Origin of the sequence: Rhodococcus sp. BS-15 (assembly GCF_000813105.1) — a bacterium.
GTDB lineage: Bacteria > Actinomycetota > Actinomycetes > Mycobacteriales > Mycobacteriaceae > Rhodococcoides.
The window spans coordinates 1-15,467 of the sequence record NZ_BAOX01000089.1 but is presented as its reverse complement, the minus strand read 5'-3'; the positions used below and the strand labels follow the sequence as shown (position 1 = coordinate 15,467).

Here is a 15,467-nt window from a genome sequence, read left to right as displayed (position 1 = left end):
CAACTGCCCGAACCGCCCGCTCGCCCGCTGGTCGAATCCGCAAATGCGCGCGCGTTTGCCAGGTGCGCGCGAAATCTCCCCGTCTGGCTGGCGATTTCGCACGCGTTCAGCGAAGGCGCGCGCGTTTGCGTCGAAACCCGGCGTCGAATCCCGGCCTCGACGGTCTGTCTCCAACGGTCAGCGTGGTGTGAACGTGCGTGCGTCGAACTGCAGAGGGGCCAACCGAGTGAGTTGAGTGACGTGCTCCGGGGTGAGCTCGGCAAGTGAATTGGCCTGCAGCAGTTGCATGGTGCGGACTATTTCTTCGCGCAGGATCTCGATCATGCGGTCGACGCCGGCGCGACCTCCGGCCATCAGACCGTACAAGTACGCCCGGCCGACAAGGGTGAACGATGCTCCCATCGCGATGGAGCGACGATGTCGGCACCGTGCATGATGCCGGTGTCGACGGCGACCTCGAAGTCGGAGCCGACCTCGTGCACCACCTGCGGCAGCAGATGGAAAGGGACCGGAGCGCGGTCCAGTTGTCGGCCTCCGTGGTTCGACAGAATGATCCCGTCGACTCCGAGTTCGGCGAGACGGGCCGAATCTGCCACCGATTGAACACCTTTGACGACCAGCTTGCCGGGCCAGATCTCACGGATGACGTCGAGGTCCTCGAACGAGATGGACGGATCCATCGCTGAGTTGAGCAGCTCTCCGACCGTACCGCCGGTCGAAGACAGTGATGCGAACTCGAGCTTGGCAGTGGTGAGGAAATCCCACCACCACCAGGGACGCGGAATGGCGTTGGCGATCGTCGACGCGGTCAACTGCGGCGGGATGGAGAATCCGTTGCGCTTGTCGCGCAGGCGAGCTCCGGCGACCGGTGTGTCGACCGTGAACAGGAGGGTGTCGAAGTCTGCCTTCGCGGCGCGTTCGACCAGCCCGAACGAGATGTCGCGGTCTCGCATGACGTAGAGCTGGAACCAGTTTCGCCCATTCGGATTGGTGGCCTTGACGTCCTCGATCGACGTGGTGCCCAGAGTCGAGAGGCAGAACGGAATTCCGGCAGCACCGGCTGCCGCAGACCCGGCGTACTCACCCTCGGTCTGCATCAGGCGGGTGAATCCCGTCGGTGCGATTCCGAACGGGAGCGCGGAGGGCCCGCCGAACACCGTCGTCGAGGTGTCGACGTGAGAGACGTCCCGCAGGATCGAGGGATGGAACTCGACGTCGCGGAAGGCCTGACGAGCACGCGAGAGCGAGATCTCGGCGTCCGCAGCGCCGTCGGTGTAGTCGAATGCAGCCCGTGGGGTGCGTCGACGGGCGATGGTGCGCAGATCATCGATGGTGAGTGCGGCGTTCAGGCGTCGTCGGCGCAGGTTCAGATCGGGCTTCTTGAACGAGAGGACCTCGCGCAGGTCGGTAGCTTTGGGAATCTGCCGGTGGATGGGCATGTCATGGTCTCGATTCTGTGGGCTGATCCTCGTCCCACCACACCACCCGAGGTGTCGGCAGCGACGAGCAGGGTGGCGCACCCATGCGACCGAGCTGGTAGCTGTCGTCGCCGATCGACCGCCCGGTCTGTCAATCGATCGGTCACAGTCGAGTCGGCGGTGGGCTGGAGATTCGCCAGGGCTCTGCACCGGATCCGGGTGACAGCGCGCCTCGCCTCGAGCTTGCAAACGCGCGCGCGTTCGTCAGGTGCGCGCGGATTGGCCCCGTTCTGGTCGCAATTTTGCGCGCGTTCAGCAAGTGCGCGCGCGTTTGCGGCCGATCTGAGGCGGCCGATCACCCCTCACGAGTGATGGCCGCCAACACTGCGGTCAACACTCGAACGGCACCGTCTTTGTCCAAGGGATCGTTGCCGTTTCCGCATTTGGGTGATTGCACACAGGACGGGCAACCGGTTTGGCATTCGCACGAGACGATGGCGTCTTTCGTAGCGGTGAGCCAATCGGCGATGGCCACGTGACCGCGATCGGCGAATCCCGCTCCGCCGTCGTATCCGTCGTAGACGAAGACGGTCGGCAGGCCGGTGTCGGGGTGCAGGGCCGTCGAGACTCCACCGATGTCCCAGCGATCACAGGTCGCGACCAGGGGCAGCAACCCGATGGCGGCGTGTTCTGCTGCGTGCAGCGATCCGGGGAATCGTTCGTACGGAACACCGCTGTGCTCCAACAACTCCGGGGTGATGGTGTACATGACGGCTCGAGTGTCGAGTGTCTGTGCGGGCATGTCGAGTTCGATCGAATCGAGTACCTCGCCGGAGAGCAAGCGTCGCAGATATCCGACGACCTGATGCGTCACGTTCACCTGCACCAGCGCGACGCGTGCCTCGCCGTAATCGACGGATTCGTGCACCGCGGTGATCGAGATGTCGGTGATCTCGCGGGCCGAGGTGTTCCACTCGGGCTGCTCGGCGTGCACCAGTGCGAGTCCGGCATCGAGATCGAGTTCGTCGACCACGAATGACTCGCCCTGGTGAATGTGGACGGCACCGGGGTGGGCGGTGGCAGGAGCTCTACCGCCGTCCACGGTGCCCAGCATGCGGCCGGACTCGCCGTCGACGATGGCTACCTGCACACCGGTGCCGCCGCGAATGTTCACCGCACCGTGCGGTGAGAGTTGCTGACCCTCGGGCGTGATGAACCACCCGTGCGGACGCCTGCGCACGTAGCCCTTCAGCTCGAGTTCCTCGAGTACCGATTCAGCGCTCAACGACTCGGCCTCGGCCAACGTGATCGGTAGTTCGACTGCGGCGCAGAGCAATTGCGGAGCCAGAATGTAGGGGTTGGTGGGATCGGTGACGGTGGCCTCGACGGGCTTGTCCAGCAGAGCCGCCGGGTGATGCACCAGATACGTGTCGAGTGGATCGTCGCGCGCCACCAGCACCAGCAGCGAGCCCTCCCCGCGTCGTCCGGCCCGGCCGCCCTGCTGCCAGAACGACGCGACGGTGCCGGGGAAGCCGGCGACGATCACCGCGTCCAAACCGGCGATGTCCACGCCCAGTTCGAGCGCATTGGTGGTGGCGACGCCGAGCAGGGTGCCGTCGGACAGATGGGATTCGAGTTTGCGCCGATCCTCGGCCAAATACCCTGCGCGATAGGCGGCGACGCGTCGTACCAATTGCGGATCGACGTCGGCGAGAATTCTCTGGGTACCCAGCGCGGTCACCTCGGCTCCGCGCCTGGACCGCACGAATGCCAGAGTTCGCGCGCCCTCCACCAGTAGATCGGCCATGATGCGCGACGCTTCCGCGCCCGCGGACTTCCTTACCGGAGCGCCATTTTCGCCGGTGATCTCCTTGAGCAGCGGCGGTTCCCACAGTGCGACGGTGCGGGCTCCGTGTGGGGATCCGTCTTCGGTGACTTCCGCGCACGGCGCTCCGATGAGGCGACCGGCTGCTCGCCCCGGTTCGGATGTCGTCGCACTGGCCAGAACGAATACCGGCGATGCTCCGTACCGTGCGCAGAGGCGTCGCAACCGCCGTAGCACCAATGCCACATTGGATCCGAAAACGCCGCGGTAGTAATGGCATTCGTCCACCACCACGTAACGGAGATTGCGGAGGAACCGCGACCACCGCTCGTGCGAGCCGAGGATGCCTAGATGCAGCATGTCGGGGTTGGTGAAGATCCACCGCGCATTGGCGCGGGCCCACTGACGTATCTCGATCGGGGTGTCGCCGTCGTACGCGCTGGGGAACACCTCGGCGAGTTCGTCTGACACCGAACGTAACTCGTCGGTGATCGAGATCGTGGTGCGTAGCTGATCGGCACCGAGGGCCTTGGTGGGGGCCAGATACAGCGCGGTTGCTCGGGCATCGGCGGACAGTGTCGTCAGAATCGGGAGTTGATACGCCAGCGATTTACCCGAAGCGGTGCTCGTCGAGAGCACCACATGATTGCCTTCGGCCGCGAGTGTTGCCGCCTGTGCCTGATGCGTCCACGGTTGTGAGATCCCACGAGAGGTGATCACCTGCACCACTTCCGGGCCCACCCACGACGGCCAGGAGGCGAACTGCGAGGCCCGTGCCGGCAGTTCGGCGACGTGGGTCAACGGGCTTTCGCTCGCGGGCGATCCAGCCAACACTCGATCCAGCAACCGCTGCCCGTAACTCCCGGCATCCGCACCGCCGTGCGGATGTTCCTCGCTCACTGCCGGTCTCCATGCATTCGTTCGATCTACAAGTGCCGTCGGGCTCTTCGCGACCTGGGATCCCCATGCTAGCGCGGACCCTGCTGGGCTCCTTCGCGCCCTGGTGAAAGCTGCTTTTCACCTGTCCGAGGTTGTCCGTTTCGACAACACGGACAAAATGTTCGAAAACGGTCGACTTTCGACTGTTGCGAACGCGAATCTCATGGTTCACTTGAGCCGGTCGCAGCTTCTGTGTTCGTTCTACGCTCGCAGGATCTATCGTTGCGGGCGCGGTACTGGAAGAGCTCGTCCGTCAGGGGGAATCCTGTGGGGGATTGTTGGAAAGTGCAGCGGTCGGAACCGGCCCGATGGACCGAAAGTGCGCTCCATCGAATCCGGTGTTAGAAAGAGAAGGAAAAGCATGGCTCAGGGAACTGTGAAGTGGTTCAACGCCGAAAAGGGCTTTGGATTCATCGCACCAGAAGACGGCTCCGCTGACGTCTTCGTCCATTACTCCGAGATTCAGGGCAGCGGCTTCCGCACCCTCGAGGAGAACCAGCGCGTCGAGTTCGAGGTCGGCCAGGGCACCAAGGGTCCTCAGGCAACGGGCGTTCGCGCAGTCTGATTCTCTTCTTTTCGGAGACGAGAACCGTCATCCCCCTTTTTCATCGGTCGTACAAGTCCGGTGGAAAAGGGGGATGTTTCGTTTCCGCGAACCACCGGGGAGCGTCGAAAACAGTGAGCGCGGGCGTCGATGTCCTAATGTCCATGCTGTGAACCAGCTGTCCTTCTTCTCCGCCGAGTCGTTGCCGCCCGCGGTGACCGATCTCAGTGGGCTGCTGGCTGCAACCGGCCATGTCGTCACCTCCGCGGGTGCGGCCCGAATCTCCGTCGTTGTCGACGCGCAGTGGCGCGCGGATGCCATCGCCGAACTCATCGAGCAATGCGGTCTGACGCCGGAGCTCGGTCGATCGGAAGAGGACAGGCCACTGGTGCGTACCGCATCGGTGCCCGAACTGTCCGCGTTGGCGTCTCTGTGGACCAAGGGCGCTGTCAAAGCCGTCCCGCCCGGTTGGGTACCGGGTTCTCGCGAACTGCGCGCCTGGGTGCTCGCGTCGGGTCGTCCCGAGGCGGAGGGGGAGCGGTACGTGCTCGGCCTGGATCCCCATGCGCCGGAGACTCACGCCGTTCTCGCTCAGTCGCTGATGCGCGCGGGTATCGCGCCGACGCTCATCGGCACGCGTGGATCCAATCCGGGCCTCAGAATCACCGGTCGACGTCGGCTGTTGCGCCTCACCGAGAACGTCGGCGAGGCTCCACGGAACGTGGACGCACGTACCAATTGGCCCCGCGCCGAGTAGGACGATCTGTGACTGATCTGCGAGTATTTGGCCGACGTATGTCAGTCTGTTAGTAGTGGGACAGGCAAATCTGCCTGTGAAAACGCACTAGGGAAGGTTCGGCAGCAAGGTGGCAGCACGTAACAACGGCACGGGGGACAGCTCCGCCGAGCCACGTCGTCTGGTCATCGTCGAGTCTCCGACCAAGGCAAAGAAGATCGCCCCGTACCTCGGGAGCAACTACGTCGTCGAGGCCTCCGTCGGCCATATTCGCGACCTTCCCCGCGGTGCCGCGGACGTTCCCGCCAAGTACAAGGGTGAGCCCTGGGCGCGGCTCGGCGTGGACGTCGACCACGACTTCGAGGCCCTGTACGTCGTCTCGCCCGAGAAGAAGGGCAAGGTCGCAGAGCTGAAAAGCCTGCTCAAAGACGCCGACGAGCTCTATCTCGCCACTGACCCCGACCGCGAGGGTGAGGCCATCGCCTGGCATCTCCTCGAGACCCTGAACCCCAAGATCCCCGTTCGACGCATGGTGTTCCACGAGATCACCAAGCCGGCCATCCTCGCCGCTGCGGCCGATACTCGCGACCTGGACCAAGACCTGGTCGACGCCCAGGAGACCCGTCGTATCCTCGACCGTCTCTACGGCTACGAGGTCAGCCCGGTGCTGTGGAAGAAGGTCATGCCGAAGCTCTCGGCCGGCCGCGTGCAGTCCGTCGCCACCCGCATCGTCGTCCAGCGTGAGCGCGAGCGGATGGCTTTCCGCAGTGCCGAGTACTGGGACATCTCCGCCACGCTCGACGCCGGAGCCGAGGCCGCGCCGCGCAGTTTCGGTGCCCGTCTGGTCAATGTCGACGGCAATCGCGTCGCCGCCGGACGCGACTTCGGGGCCGACGGCAAGCTCAAGTCCGACGCGGTGACCGTCCTGGACGAACCCCGTGCCCGACGCCTCGCCGAGGCTCTCGAAGGCGTCGATCTGACAGTCGCGTCCGCCGAGGACAAGCCGTACACCCGCAAGCCGTACCCGCCGTTCATGACGTCGACGCTGCAGCAGGAAGCCGCCCGCAAGTTGCGCTTCAGCTCCGAGCGCACCATGCGTGTCGCGCAGCGGCTGTACGAGAACGGCTACATCACCTACATGCGTACCGACTCGACGACGCTCTCCGCGTCGGCGATCTCGGCGGCACGAACCCAGGCGACCGAGCTCTACGGACCGGAGTACGTCCATCCCTCGCCGCGTCAGTACACCCGCAAAGTCAAGAACGCGCAGGAAGCCACGAGGCCATCCGCCCGTCCGGTGACGTCTTCCAGACGCCCGGTCAGTTGCACTCGGCCCTGCAGACCGACGAATTCCGGCTCTACGAGCTGATCTGGCAGCGCACGGTCGCGTCGCAGATGGCCGACGTTCGCGGCACCACGCTGACACTGCGCATCACCGGAACGGCAGGAACCGGCGAGGAATGCACCTTCTCCGCGTCGGGTCGCACCATCACGTTCGCCGGCTTCCTCAAGGCCTACGTGGAGAGCGTCGACGATCAGGCAGGCGGACAGTCCGACGACGCCGAATCTCGTCTGCCTGCACTGGTTCAGGGCCAGGCCGTCACCGCAACCCAACTCGATCCCGACGGTCACACCACCAACCCGCTCGCACGGTTCACCGAGGCGTCGCTCATCAAGACGCTCGAGGAATTGGGCATCGGTCGGCCGTCGACGTATTCGTCGATCATCAAGACCATTCTCGACCGCGGTTACGTCTACAAGCGCGGCAGTGCACTGGTGCCGTCGTGGGTGGCGTTCTCGGTGGTTGCGTTGCTGGAGGCGCACTTCGGGCGTCTGGTGGACTTCGACTTCACCGCAGGCATGGAGGACGACCTCGACGCCATCGCGGGAGGCCGTGAGCGACGCGGCAATTGGCTGCAGAGCTTCTACTTCGGCGGCGACACCGGTGCCGAGGGTTCGGTGGCTCGCTCCGGTGGCCTGAAGAAGATGGTCGGCCAGAATCTCGAAGAGATCGATGCGCGCACCATCAACTCGATTCGCTTGTTCGACGACTCCGAGGGTCGCGAAATCCATGTGCGCGTAGGCCGTTACGGTCCGTACCTCGAGCGCATGGTGAAGAACGACGACGATCCCGACGGCGATCCGATCAGCCAGCGCGCAAACCTGCCCGACGATCTCCCGCCGGACGAGTTGACGATCGACTTCGCCGAAAAGCTCTTCGCCACACCGCAAGAGGGACGCAAGCTCGGTGTCGATCCGCTGACCGGTCACGACATCGTGGCCAAGGAAGGCCGCTTCGGGCCCTACGTCACCGAGATCCTGCCCGAGCCGGAACCCGAACCCGAGGTGCCGTCCACGGACCCGTCCGAGCCGACCACCGAGGTTCCGGAGCCCACCGAGCCCACCGCCGATGCAGAACCGCCGGCGGATCCGGTCGAATAGTCTCCGATTCGTTGATTCCATTGTGAGCGAGCGGCTTTGATACTTGGACAAGTCCTTCGCGTGACGGGTATGTGAATTCGACTCCGACACCTGAACTTCTGCTCACGCGTCGCTACCATCGAGTGATCGACCAGTAGACGGTGAGTATCCGATGACCGACCATCCCGCAGCAGAACCGGTGACCCGCACGACCATCGACAGGGCGGTGGGTGTTCTCATCGCGCTGCGTGGCTGTAGTCCGGAGGATGCGTTCGCCGAGCTGGCGGCGCACAGCTTCCGTTTCGACGTCTCGCTCGTGCAGTCTGCCCGCTCCATCGTGGCGGCTGCGCGTGGGATGGATTCGGCCAACGGTGTCGCCTGTGCGGCGATGACGTCGGCGCAGGAGGAATGGGGTCCGCTGCTGGCGGACCGTCGAGATCCTTACGATCACGTCGCCTGAGACCCGACTGCACGCGTCCTGCTGCTTGTTATATCTCCCAAAACAAACCAAAAGTTCATTCAAATACGGAGATTGCTGTCCAGGCGGCGGTTCGACGGCTACTATCGGCAGGTCGGAGTAGCCAGTCGAGTCGAGGAATCATGAGAACAGTCCTTGGTGTTTCGGTGGGTTCCGCCACTGCCCGAGGGGTCGCAGTCGATGCGATCGACGAGTCGGTGCGGTCGGCCCACATCGTTCACTCGTTCGATCCTGACGACCACCTTCAGGTCGCCATCGATTTGCTGGACTCCATGTCACGCGACCAGATGGTCGACAGAACCGACATCGTGTTGGCCGTACCCGACGATCCAAGTGCTCGCGCGCGTACGTCCGCCTACTCCACGTACGAGGCCGATCGCCTGCTGGTCGCCTCCGAACTCGGAGCTCAGCTGCGGTATCTGCGGGGCACGGGCCAGCTCGAGGGCGCTCGTACCGTCGCGGTCTGTGACGTCGGGGCATCCGGTACCACGGTGTCCGTCGCGGACCCGGTCACCGGTACGGTCTTCAGTTCGGTGCGCACCACGCTGTTCGGAGGCAACAGCTGCGACGAGCAGGTCGCACGCTACTTGCTCTCGACGTACGGAGCGGACGAGTTGGCGTCCGATCACGCCCGAGCACAACTGACGGTGTCGGTCCGCACGGCACGCGAGCAGCTGTCTCGACTGCGGGTGGCGGAAGTCGCCGGACCCTTCATCGGTGGTCCGGTCAGGCTGTGGCGCAACACCTTCGACGATGTCCTCGAGCGCAGCATTCGCTCGTTGGAGGACTGGGTGGCCAGTGTCATCGTCGACGCACCCTGTGCCGTGCACGCCCTGGTGATGGTCGGCGGCTGCGCCAACATCCCGACGCTGCGGCGCCTGTTTCGTCGTGATCTGATGCTGCCGGTCGTCGCGCCGGCCAACCCGGAGTCTCTCACCGCGCACGGTGCGGCTCTGATGGCCGTCGACGCGGTCGCGTCGCGTCGACAACGCCCGCGTGATGCCTCGATCACCACCGTTGCGCCGTCGCAACACGCCTCGATGGTGGGTGTGGTGGGGTACCAGGACACTCCGCGACACCGTTCGGCTTGAACCTGCCGGCCTGGCCAACGAACGTCGTTGTTGGGTAGGTTGCTCGGGTAATGGTGAACAGTGGGGTACGAGACGGTGGGACAACAGTGGCAGAGCAGGTAGCGGAGTCCGGTATGGCAGCAACCGACGGGGAGGCGTTCGATCCGGCGGAACATGCGCGGAGCATGGTCGGTTATCACTACCGCACCGAGGACTATTACGAGGTGGGCCGCGAGAAGGTCCGTGAATACGCCCGTGCCGTCCAGGATTTCCATCCGGCCCACTGGGACGGCGACGCCGCGGCCGCGCTGGGTCACAGTGCCCTCGTCGCACCTCTGACGTTCATGTCGCTGGTCGGCACCCTCGCGCAGAAGAAGCTTCTCCAGTCCATCGCCGAGGGCTACGACCTGAGCCAGATTCTGCAGACCGATCAGGTGCTGGTGTTCCAGAAGCCGATCCTTGCCGGCGATCAGCTGACGTGCGATGTCTCGCTCGACTCGTTCAAGACGGTCATGGGTCGCGACATGATGGTCACCAAGAACGTCGTGTCCAACCAGAAGAACGAACTGGTGCAGACCACGTACACCACGCTCCTCGTCGGTCGGTCCGGCGAGATCGATCCGGCCATCGCCGAGTCCGCGCAGAATCTGGTGATGTTCGGCGCGACGACCGATACCAGCGGTGCCGATTCGAGTGAGCACGACACTCTGTCCACTCCGCAGGAACACGAGCCGCTGATCATCGAGGAGTACCGGGGTCGGCCGGCGCAGAAGTTCGACGACGTGAACGTCGGAGACGAACTGCCGTCGCGCACGGTGCGCCTGACCCGCGGTGATCTGGTCAACTACGCGGGCGTGGCCGGCGATGCGAACCCGATTCACTGGAGCGAGCAGTTCGCCAAGCTGATCGATCTCGAGAACGTGCTGGCTCACGGGATGCTCACGATGGGCGTCGGTGGCGGTTACATCACCGAGTGGCTCGGCGACCCGGGTGCTGTGAAGGACTACACCGTCCGCTTCACCACCCCTATCCCGGTGGACACCCACAAGGCCGCCGAAATCGTCTTCACCGGCAAGATCAAGTCCAAGGACGAGGCGACGCGTACTGCAGTGATCTCACTGGGCGCGACATTCGAGGGCAAGCGAATCTTCGGTCACCGCGCTACGGCAACAGTGCAATTGGGCTGAGTGCCTGCGGCAGTGGTGTGGTTGAGTGCCCCGGGCGGCACTTGACCACACCACTCGATGCCCGGCTGACTGGCGAGTTGGTGGGCGTGGTCGCCTTCGCCGCGGATCGGCTCCCCGGTTTTGGATTTCTGACTCCGATCGGCGTCGGGTATCCGAATGTGGGGAGCTGATGCGCAGGATGCAGCAGCATTAACGCCCTTCGTCGTAGTCCACACCCCCTGTAGCGGGCGTGAATTCATGTGAGGGGCGTGGATGTGCGCTGGGTTCATCCCCCCACGAAGATGCAGAAGGGGTGGCCGGCCGGGTCGGCATAGATTCGGATCGGCTCTTGTGGGTCATCTCGCAGATCCCGCAACAGTCGCGCACCCAATTCGATCGCGCGCGAGTGCTCTTCGTCGAGTTGTTCGACGGTGTCGACACGGAAGTCCAGGTGCAACATCTGGGGGTATTGTGGTCCAGCGCATCAGGATGACTCGCTCAGTGGACTATCCCCGTGTTCGGATCGTACTTGGGAGTGCGGTCCAATAGCGACGCGTCCGACTCCAGCGCCTGGCCCTCCTGGGTTGGTTCCACGCTCCCCGGTAGCTTCCGCGACTTCGCTCGCGGATAGGCCTCCGGTGCAGCACTCCGATCATCGCCCATGAGCAGCAGGCTACGCGCCGTGCCCGCTGTGTGGGTGCTTCTCCGATTCGAGTAGCGGTAGCTACGCGATGCGCACTCTCAGTTCGTTGATCGGCACTTCCGAACCGTCGTCGTCGGTGATGCGGACGTGCACTGGGTTTCCCTGCGCGTCAACCACATTGAGCGGACCGTCATCGTCCTGTAGATACTCGTCGCCCCATTGCATCAACCCGAGCACGACGGGCAGCAGGTCTTCCCCCATTTTCGTCAGGATGTACTCGTAGCGCGTCCGTCCTTTGTCGGGGCGGTAGGGCTGTTTGACGAAGATGCCCACGTCCACCAGTTCCTTCAGTCGTGCTGCGCTGGCGGCGTCGGTGATGCCGACGCGTCGGCTGAAGTCGTCGAAGCGGGTGGTGCCGTAGAACGCCTCGCGCAGGATCAGCATGGTGGATCGGGTGCCGACCACCGACAGCGCGCGTGCGATGGAGCAGCGGTCGCCGGCTGTCCAGCTGCCGAGGTCGGACAGGGGGCCGTCCATGTTGAGTGGCATGTCACGATCCTACTGACTTTACAAAACTATAGCCAGATCGTACGGTGGCGTCAGCGATCCGACAGGAACGGATCGATCGGACAAGGAGCCGTCATGAGAGACGCAGTCATCGTCGAGGCAGTCAGAACCCCGGTCGGACGGGGTAAAGCGAATGGCACTTTGCATCCCGAGCATCCTGTGGACCTGATGGCCCACAGCCTGTGGGAAGTCTTGCAGCGCAGCGGAATAGATCCGATCCAGATCGACGACGTCATCGGCGGAGTCGTCACCGCGGTAGGGGATCAGGCGTCGAACATGACCCGACGCGCTGCATTGGCGGCGGGATATCCCGAATCTGTGCCTGCCACCACGGTGGATCGTCAGTGCGGAAGCAGTCAGCAGGCGATTCACTTCGCGGCGCAGGGCGTGATCTCGGGTGCATACGATCTGGCGATAGCGGCCGGGTCGGAGTCCATGAGTCGAATCCCGATGGGCTCCAACATGATCGGTACCGAAGATCCTGCGGGAGTTGCATTCGCCGAGAGGTACCCCGAGGGTCTCGTGCCACAGGGAATCAGTGCCGAATTGATCGCGGCGAAGTGGGGTATCAGCCGCACCGAGATGGACGAGTTCGCATTGTCCAGTCACGCGAAGGCCGCGGCGGCAACCGAAGAGGGACGCTTCAAGCGAGAGGTCAGCGCTATCCGTGAGCTCGACCGCGACGAAGGCATCCGTGCCGGGTCGACGCTCGAGACCCTGGCCGGATTACGTCCTGCGTACTACGACGAAGCAGCGGCTGCCCGCTTTCCGCAGATCGGGTGGAACATCACCGCGGGCAACGCAAGTCAGGTCAACGACGGTAGCGCAGCGGTCATGATTACCACCAGCGAGAAGGCGAAGGAGCTCGGCCTCACGCCGATGGCCAGGCTGCACAGCTTCGCCGTGGTCGGCGACGATCCGCTCATGATGCTCACCGCCGTCATCCCGGCGACGCAGAAGGTGCTCGCCAAGGCCGGGCTGACGATGAATGACATCGACCTGTTCGAGGTCAACGAGGCCTTTGCGTCTGTTGTGCTTGCGTGGGCCAAGGAGACCGGCGCGGACCTGAGCAAGGTGAACGTCAACGGCGGTGCCATCGCGATCGGTCATCCTCTCGGCGGCAGCGGTGCGCGCATCATGACGACGATGGTCCACGCCCTCGCTGAACGTGAGCAGCGGTTCGGTCTGCAGGTGATGTGCGAGGCGGGCGGTCTGTCGAACGCCACCATCGTCGAACGCCTGTAAGTGCCTGCGGCAGTGGTGTGGTCGAGTGCCATGGGCGGCACTCAATCGCACCACTGCGTAGCAATTCCCTCTTGGCACTCTCGGGCAGAGAGTGCTAATTTGGGTCTCGCACAGTGAGAGGCGGCCCGCCGCTGGGGCGGACGCATCGTCGTACAGGAGGTGGTTGCTGTGCTTCGCTTCGATCCGTTCCGTGACCTCGACTCGATTGCTGCCGGGATGCTCGGCGCGACCAGTGGTTCGGACCGCGCACCCAGGTTCATGCCGATGGATCTGTACAAACTCGATGACCACTACGTTCTCAATGCGGATCTGCCCGGTGTCGATCCGGGCTCGATCGATGTCGACGTCGATCGTGGCACTCTCACGTTGACCGCGCATCGCACCGCGCCCACCAGTGATGGCGTGCAGTGGCTTTCGTCGGAGCGATTCGCCGGAACGTATCGCCGGCAGCTCTCGCTCGGTGACGGTGTCGACGCGGAGAAGATCTCGGCGTCCTACGACAACGGCGTGCTGACGGTGACGATTCCCCTCGCAGCCCGTGCCAAGCCGCGCAAGATCGAGATCGCCCACGACAACACACAGCGAACCATCGAGACCCAGACCAGCTGATCCAGCGCCGACGAGCTCGCAGTTATGCAGACGAATCGGACCCGAAACCCTGCGTAACTGCGAGTTCGGCGTTGGTCAGGATCGCGGCAGCAGCGGCATCCGGTGCTTGGGTCGGAATCCAGTGCGACACATCAGGTAACACCGTCGATGTGTAGTGGGCATCGACGTAGCGTTGCGCACCCTCGACGGCGGATCGTCCGATGAACGTGTCTCCGTCACTCCACACCATCGACGTCGGCACGGTGATGCGCAGACGGCCGATGCCCGGGTTCGAGAACGGCAGTCCGCGGTACCAGTTGATCGCGTGGTGCATGGCCCCGTAGTCGACGACCTCCTCCTCGGTTCGGGCGAGATCGGATTCGCTCATTCCGCTTTTCTCGTACCACTTCTCGGCCCTCTTGCCCGGTCTCGTCATCCATCGTTCCGGCAGGATCGGCAGCTGGAAGAACGCGAAGTACCAGGAAAGTCGGAACTGCTTCGAGGTGAGCAGGGCAGTCATGAAGGCGCCCGGGTGCGGAACCGAGAACGCCGTCAGCGACGCAACGAGCCGAGGGTGTCGGCCTGCGGTGACCCAGGCGATGTTCGCTCCCCAGTCGTGTCCCACCAGATGAACCGGTCTTCCGATCACCTCTATCAAGGCCGCGACATCGCTGACCAACGCTCCGACGCGATAGTCCCGACGCCGCTTCGGCCGGGCCCGCGGTGAGTACCCACGCTGATCCGGTGCAACAGTGCGGAATCCGTGCTCGTTCAGGATGGCCATCACGGCTGACCATGACGATGCCCGCTCGGGAAATCCGTGCAGCAGCAACACGATCGGGCCGTCGAGCGGGCCTTGGTCGAGGACGTCGAACACAAAACCGTCGTGCGTGTACTCGGTGATTCTCTCCATCGCGGAGCCGGTCGTCAGCATGTGCTGGGCACCGATTGTCCTGCGAACACGGCAGCCAGGAACTGCATGGCTGCTTCGTCGCTGACGTCGTGACCCTGCTCGGGCTGTTCCTGCGCGACGATCGGATCGCCCAGGGCGCAAGCCTTTCGGACTCCCTCGGCGGTCCACTGCGGCAGCACGATGTCGTCCTTCGCGCCGTAGGCCACGAACATCGGCACCTCGGTTCGCACCTGAGGGAGTGTGTAGCGATCGATCACGTCGAGCAGCTGTTGCTTGGATTGTGCAGAGTCGGCAGCGAATTCGTCCGGTGCCATCGCCTCGACGGCTCGCTGCTTGCCTTCGACGTCTCCGCCGGAGCAGGTGAGCAGGAGCTCGTTGTTCTCTTCGGCGACGCTGCCACTGTAATTCTTCGGGTCGATGGTGGGGTCGACCTGCTGTGCACCGTAGAGCACGGACGGCATCAGTTCTTTCTGCGGTGTGGTGAGGGTTCCGTCCATTCCGGCCTGCACCAGCGGCTTCAGGTCCGTCGGCGGCGACAGCGACACCGATCCCACCAGGTCGAGGCCCTGACCGTAGCTGGCAGCGAGTTCGTTTGCAGCCCAGGCTGCTTGGCCGCCCTGTGACAACCCGACAGCGGCCCAGCGGGTGGATACCTCGGGCAGTGCGGTGTGTGCTGCGCGGGCCGCGTCGATCATGTTGTGTCCCGAGGTGCGCGGTTCCAGGTACGGGTGGGTGCCGCCGCCGGTGCCCAGGCCCTGGTAGTCGGGCAGCACGGTGACGTAGCCGAGTTCGGTGAAGTCCTGCACAGCGAATTGGTAGCCGAGCAGGTCGGGGTACAGGGTGGGTCCGCAATCGGCCTGTACTCCGGTGGTGCCGTGCCCGTAGACGACGATCGGCCAACCGCCCTCGGGCGG

At 64.1% G+C, this 15,467-nt stretch carries 12 protein-coding genes and 2 pseudogenes; 8 read left to right on the top strand and 6 right to left on the bottom strand.

Annotated features, from left to right (window positions below):
• Positions 1–177 precede the first annotated feature (177 nt).
• Both RHBS_RS12715 and RHBS_RS12710 read right to left on the bottom strand, forming a co-directional pair.
• A pseudogene (locus tag RHBS_RS12715) lies at positions 178–1,439 on the bottom strand (alpha-hydroxy-acid oxidizing protein).
• Between the two features lie 334 nt (positions 1,440–1,773).
• On the bottom strand, positions 1,774–4,143 hold the full coding sequence (locus RHBS_RS12710) for a DEAD/DEAH box helicase (RefSeq protein ID WP_121872061.1): 2,370 nt from the start codon (positions 4,141–4,143) through the stop codon (positions 1,774–1,776).
• Positions 4,144–4,543: 400 nt separating this feature from the next.
• Here RHBS_RS12710 and RHBS_RS12705 point away from each other — a divergent pair, with 400 nt between their 5' ends.
• The 6 genes and pseudogenes from RHBS_RS12705 to RHBS_RS12680 all read left to right on the top strand — a co-directional run bounded on the left by RHBS_RS12705 (position 4,544) and on the right by RHBS_RS12680 (position 10,618).
• On the top strand, positions 4,544–4,747 hold the full coding sequence (locus tag RHBS_RS12705; RefSeq protein ID WP_005248460.1) for a cold-shock protein: 204 nt from the start codon (positions 4,544–4,546) through the stop codon (positions 4,745–4,747).
• A gap of 148 nt (positions 4,748–4,895) precedes the next feature.
• Entirely contained in the window at positions 4,896–5,483 is a 588-nt protein-coding gene (locus RHBS_RS12700; protein ID WP_121872062.1) for a hypothetical protein, read from the top strand.
• Positions 5,484–5,592: 109 nt separating this feature from the next.
• Positions 5,593–7,862 (top strand): annotated as a pseudogene (topA, locus tag RHBS_RS12695) (type I DNA topoisomerase); the annotation flags it as partial.
• Between the two features lie 193 nt (positions 7,863–8,055).
• Positions 8,056–8,343: an ANTAR domain-containing protein gene (locus RHBS_RS12690; protein WP_128645712.1), complete on the top strand. Its 288-nt coding sequence runs from the start codon at positions 8,056–8,058 to the stop codon at positions 8,341–8,343.
• A gap of 164 nt (positions 8,344–8,507) precedes the next feature.
• The gene (locus tag RHBS_RS12685) at positions 8,508–9,452 is read left to right on the top strand and encodes an Hsp70 family protein (protein WP_128645713.1); all 945 of its coding nucleotides are present in this window, start codon (positions 8,508–8,510) and stop codon (positions 9,450–9,452) included.
• A 50-nt stretch (positions 9,453–9,502) separates the two neighbouring features.
• Positions 9,503–10,618, top strand: coding sequence for a fused (3R)-hydroxyacyl-ACP dehydratase subunits HadA/HadB (locus RHBS_RS12680; protein ID WP_128645711.1), 1,116 nt, complete (start codon positions 9,503–9,505; stop codon positions 10,616–10,618).
• A gap of 265 nt (positions 10,619–10,883) precedes the next feature.
• Here RHBS_RS12680 and RHBS_RS28970 read toward each other — a convergent pair whose 3' ends face one another.
• Positions 10,884–11,057, bottom strand: coding sequence for a VOC family protein (locus RHBS_RS28970; RefSeq protein WP_187298466.1), 174 nt, complete (start codon positions 11,055–11,057; stop codon positions 10,884–10,886).
• Positions 11,058–11,321: 264 nt separating this feature from the next.
• Entirely contained in the window at positions 11,322–11,789 is a 468-nt protein-coding gene (locus RHBS_RS12675) for a helix-turn-helix domain-containing protein (RefSeq protein ID WP_128645710.1), read from the bottom strand.
• A gap of 93 nt (positions 11,790–11,882) precedes the next feature.
• On the opposite strand from RHBS_RS12675, the gene RHBS_RS12670 reads away from it, so the two are divergent.
• Both RHBS_RS12670 and RHBS_RS12665 read left to right on the top strand, forming a co-directional pair.
• Complete coding sequence (locus RHBS_RS12670) at positions 11,883–13,052, top strand: thiolase family protein (RefSeq protein WP_128645709.1); 1,170 nt, start codon at positions 11,883–11,885, stop codon at positions 13,050–13,052.
• Between the two features lie 168 nt (positions 13,053–13,220).
• On the top strand, positions 13,221–13,661 hold the full coding sequence (locus tag RHBS_RS12665; RefSeq protein WP_121871228.1) for an Hsp20/alpha crystallin family protein: 441 nt from the start codon (positions 13,221–13,223) through the stop codon (positions 13,659–13,661).
• 22 nt (positions 13,662–13,683) lie between these two features.
• On the opposite strand, the gene RHBS_RS12660 is transcribed toward RHBS_RS12665, so the two are convergent.
• Entirely contained in the window at positions 13,684–14,574 is an 891-nt protein-coding gene (locus RHBS_RS12660) for an alpha/beta fold hydrolase (protein WP_128645708.1), read from the bottom strand.
• The coding region (locus RHBS_RS12655; protein ID WP_128645707.1) for a S9 family peptidase at positions 14,568–15,467 on the bottom strand (900 nt) is incomplete at its 5' end. The genes RHBS_RS12655 and RHBS_RS12660, both read right to left, overlap by 7 nt.

Excerpts from the sequence above, each read along its gene's own strand:
- RHBS_RS12690 (WP_128645712.1), top strand. The coding sequence starts at position 8,056 with ATGACCGACCATCCCGCAGCAGAACCGGTGACCCGCACGACCATCGAC.
- RHBS_RS12660 (WP_128645708.1), bottom strand. The coding sequence starts at position 14,574 with ATGCTGACGACCGGCTCCGCGATGGAGAGAATCACCGAGTACACGCAC.
- RHBS_RS12670 (WP_128645709.1), top strand. The coding sequence starts at position 11,883 with ATGAGAGACGCAGTCATCGTCGAGGCAGTCAGAACCCCGGTCGGACGG.
- RHBS_RS28970 (WP_187298466.1), bottom strand. The coding sequence starts at position 11,057 with ATGTTGCACCTGGACTTCCGTGTCGACACCGTCGAACAACTCGACGAA.
- RHBS_RS12705 (WP_005248460.1), top strand. The coding sequence starts at position 4,544 with ATGGCTCAGGGAACTGTGAAGTGGTTCAACGCCGAAAAGGGCTTTGGA.
- RHBS_RS12675 (WP_128645710.1), bottom strand. The coding sequence starts at position 11,789 with ATGCCACTCAACATGGACGGCCCCCTGTCCGACCTCGGCAGCTGGACA.
- RHBS_RS12680 (WP_128645711.1), top strand. The coding sequence starts at position 9,503 with ATGGTGAACAGTGGGGTACGAGACGGTGGGACAACAGTGGCAGAGCAG.